The organism is Qipengyuania zhejiangensis, assembly GCF_035607565.1.
GTDB classification, from domain to species: domain Bacteria; phylum Pseudomonadota; class Alphaproteobacteria; order Sphingomonadales; family Sphingomonadaceae; genus Qipengyuania; species Qipengyuania zhejiangensis.
In genome coordinates, this window is the sequence record NZ_JAYKGO010000005.1 from 1 (window position 1) to 3233 (window position 3233).

Annotated in this window: 2 protein-coding genes; both read left to right on the plus strand. The window is 34.0% G+C overall.

Going from position 1 to position 3233, the window contains the following annotated elements; genetic code table 11:
- The first annotated feature begins 803 nt into the window (after nucleotides 1-803).
- A complete protein-coding gene (locus VR863_RS14845; RefSeq protein ID WP_324829298.1) occupies nucleotides 804-1931 on the plus strand; it encodes a tyrosine-type recombinase/integrase in 1128 nt (375 codons plus the stop codon).
- The coding region (locus tag VR863_RS14850; RefSeq protein WP_324829299.1) for a tyrosine-type recombinase/integrase at nucleotides 1921-3233 on the plus strand (1313 nt) is incomplete at its 3' end. The genes VR863_RS14845 and VR863_RS14850, both read left to right, overlap by 11 nt.

A 3233-nucleotide genomic window follows, 5' to 3' on the forward strand; every position in this document is an offset into this window, starting at 1 on the left:
AAAAGATCTCTATCCAGAAATTCCGAGAAAAAGTGAAATAACTGAAAAAAATGCCCATACAGTATCACAGGCATTATATTCAATCCGAAACTCTGCTAATTAATATGCACTTTTTATAAGGCTATTTTCGCATCATTTGTGTTTTTTAAAGGTTACAGTTACTACCAAGCTTTCCATTACGCTCTTCATGATGAAAGGCTATTTTCAATAGCAACAATCTTTATGAAAACAGCCAAAAAAATAATGAACACTTAATATCTGGCTAAAAAGCTAGATATTAAGTGTTCATTCGTTTCAACAAGTACAGATATTAACTCTCTATTTAGTTCAGTTTAAAGCTATTGTACTTTATTAAAATCTTACTGATGCTCCCCCCCCTAAAGGAGTGGGGTTCTAATTTACTTATACACTTCTCCAGTACTCTCACCCGAAGTTCATAAACTCTTCGAGTTACAACGTAGAGGAACTCATGGACGTTCAATTAGACTTCTACAATCAAAGAAACCGATGTTTCTATTAGCGATTGTTTCGGCTCGTATCTAAACCGAAATTTACAATTAGATGCCCATACTGAAAAACACTACTATAATTAGGGATAGACCTTAACGTATTCTACGTGGGGTTTATCCCTTTTTATTTTACTTTATTGACAGTAAAACCCTATTTAAAAAATATAGTAGTTAAAGTATAATACGAAAGAATATTCCCCCTATGTCCAGTTAGGAGGATATAACAACTGGTTTCAAAAGTTTTACTAAAGTGGCTTCAATATTACTACAGAAATTTATAGAGGATGGTTTAATTTGAAGGTTCAAGAGATTATTACCTCCGATAATAAAATGAGGTATGTACTTGTTGATAAAGATGGAGAGTTTATAAAACCTGTGGTGAAGTTTATCAAATATAAAGACAACACAGGGACCGCAAGAAATACAATACGTTCCTATAGCTATGCACTGAAATTATTCTTTGAGTTCTTGGAGCAAAAGAAAGCAGACTACAGAGATATTGGCATAGATGATATGGCGGAGTTTATAAGGTGGCTTCAAAGTCCCTATCGGGATATAAAGGTGACTAACATGGTCCCAACCGATATAAAAAAAAGAAAAGCTCGCACTATTAACATTTACTTGAATAGAGTCTTTGGTTTTTATGATTATCTTATGAGGCATGAAGACTATACTATGGATTTGTCTGAACGACTAAAAAGACAAGTAATTGCCTCCCGAGGAAGTTTTAAGGGATTTCTTCACCATACTCTTAAAAATAATTCAAAGAGTATTATGATTTTGAAACTTAAGGAACCAAAGGAAAAATTAAAGGTTATGACACCAGAACAGGTACAAATATTGGTTAATGCATGTCGGAATACAAGGGATAAATTTTTATTGGCTCTTTTATATGAAACAGGAATGCGAATCGGTGAAGCACTATCACTTCAACTTTCTGATATTATTCCGGTGGCTAAAAAGATCACAATAAAAGATCGTGGCGAACTTATTAACGAAGCGGAGATTAAGACCGTATGTAGTCCACGTACGCTTGATATATCAAATGAATTGGCTAACCTTTACCGAGTTTACATTTTAGATACCCATACAGACGAAGTTGATACTAATTTTGTTTTTATAAAACTTAGCGGCGAACAAAAAGGATGCCCTCTTGACTATAAATGCGTACAAGCTCTTTTTATTCGTCTTAAAGCAAAAACTGGAATAGTTGGAACACCCCATATGTTGCGTCATACAAACATAACGGAGTTATGGAAGACAGGAGAAATGCGTCCCGAAATCCTTCAAAAGCGAGCAGGCCATGCCCATGTGCAGACAACTCTTCAAATGTATGTTCACCCATCTGAAGAGGATATACGGAATGAGTGGGAAAAAGCGATGAAACAAAAAACGTTCAAGGGAGAAGAAAATGATAAGTAACACTGCCTATCAACCCAGTATAACAATAGTGAAAACGGCGGTAATTCAAGAACAATTGCAAGGTTATTTTGGAAATGATATGTGGGATTTAACAGAACCTATTTTTGAAAAATATAGTGATGGCGATTCCTGGGCCTATTCACAAAAAAAGTTAAGATTTACTCTCATACCCTCCTCTATTCGGGATGAGATCAAGTTTTTTTTCGCTAACCAAATAGTGAATAAGAGACTCTCCCCAAGTACAATGATAAATTATTCTTCATCATTTAAGCATTTGAGTCCATTTTTGAAGAAATATTATCATAATATTAAAAGTTTAGTAGATATACCTTATAACCATGGATTGTTGAAATACAAGACCTTTTTGACTAACACAGGTATCAGGATAATAGGAAAAGGTGGTTATAATACCAATCCTATTTCAGCATTCAATTCGATATTCAATTTTTTATTTGACTTCTATGATACAAGGAATGAATTCGAAAAAGATGTATGGGATATAAGGAGAATACCAAACGCAAGATATACAATAAATAAAGCTGAATATCTTCTATCTTTTGAGAAGATCCCCACTTTATTTCGTAAAACGGTAAAGAACTATTGTAAGTATGCATTAACCTATTTGAGTCACAGCAAAGTAAAGGATTCTATAAAAGGCATTGGAGCTTTTATAGAATTCATTCATAAGAATCATTCCGATTGGAGCGATTTCAGTCAATTAAAAAGAGAAGAAATTGAAAAGTTCCTGAGTTACTTTACTCAAATAAATGCGGGCTTAAGTCAAAATTATAAGTACATTTTACTTTCGTCAGTTAAGTCTTTTTTAGAGTATCTCCAACGCTCCGAGCATTCTGACGCACCACAAAGACCTATAATTACATTGTTTTTTAAGGAGGATTTTCCAAAGACACCAAAGCCAAATGAAAATCAAATTAAATATATTCCTGAAACGGTAATGAATCAATTGGAACTTCTTTTAAAACGAAATCCAGAGGATGTCACTCCACCGATGGACGATAGAGATAATGAGTATGTCCCTATTGCGATATTACTTATGGCAACTGGTTGGCGAATTAGTGATATTCTAAACCTTCGAATCCAGAATTGTTTAATAACCACAAACAATGGCTATTATTTACAGGGAGATATTCCAAAAACAGAAGTCAAACAACATCGTATACCTATCGATAAGGAAGTAGCAACGGTTTTACAAGCCATTATAGATCAAACAAAGAACAAATCAACACAAGAGAACAATCCCAAAGGGTATTTATTTGTTCGTACAAGGGGAAAACGCAAAGG